Source organism: Vibrio sp. 1401, from assembly GCF_033340295.1.
The window spans coordinates 1-935 of sequence record NZ_JAWOWF010000180.1; the positions used below are offsets into that span (position 1 = coordinate 1).

Consider the following 935-nt stretch of genomic DNA (forward strand, 5'->3'; position numbering starts at 1 on the left):
CTGCAAGTTGAGGCTTTTCGTTTAGCCACAGACTGAATGCATCTTTTACCACACCAGAGACAAACGCAGCGGTTTGACGCGAAGAGAGACGCTCTTTAGTCTGACCAGCAAACTGTGGATCTTGGATCTTAACCGACAACACGTACGAACAACGGTCGAAAACATCATCGCCCGTTAGCTTCACACCACGTGGTAGCAAGTTGCGGAATTCACAGAACTCACGCATCGCATCCAACAAACCTTGGCGAAGACCATTTACGTGTGTACCACCCTGAGCTGTTGGGATAAGGTTCACGTAACTTTCGGTGATCATCTCGCCGCCTTCTGGCTGCCAGATTACTGCCCAGTTTGCTGCTTCTGTGTCTGCAGAAAACTCCCCAGTAAACGGTTCTTCTGGTAGTACTGGGTAACCTTTTACGCCTTCGGCTAGATAGTCTTTCAAACCATCTTCGTAGTACCACTGGTAGTCTTTGTTGTTTACTTTATCGGTAAACGTAATTTCTAGCCCTGGGCAAAGTACCGCTTTCGCTCGTAGGTTGTTCACCAAACGAGTTACAGAGAAGTTAGCTGAATCGAAATACTTCGCATCCGGCCAAAAGTGCACGCTAGTACCGCGATTGCGGCGACCACATGTGCCCGTTACAGTAAGGTCTGATACTTTGTCACCGTGCTCAAAAGCAATTTCGTACACTTGACCATCACGACGTACCGTCACTTCAACTCGCTTAGACAGCGCGTTTACTACTGAGATACCTACACCGTGCAAACCACCTGAAAACTGGTAGTTTTTGTTGGAGAATTTACCACCCGCATGGAGCTTACATAAGATCAGCTCAACACCAGATACTTTCTCTTCAGGGTGGATATCAACAGACATGCCTCGACCATCATCGATCACTTCTAGTGATTGGTCAGCATGTAGGATGACTTGTACT

Annotated in this window: 1 protein-coding gene; it reads right to left on the reverse strand. The window is 47.5% G+C overall.

Annotated features, from left to right (window positions below):
* A partial coding sequence (locus tag R7Z77_RS24400) for an ATP-binding protein (protein ID WP_318136936.1) occupies positions 1 to 935 on the reverse strand: 935 nt, incomplete at both ends.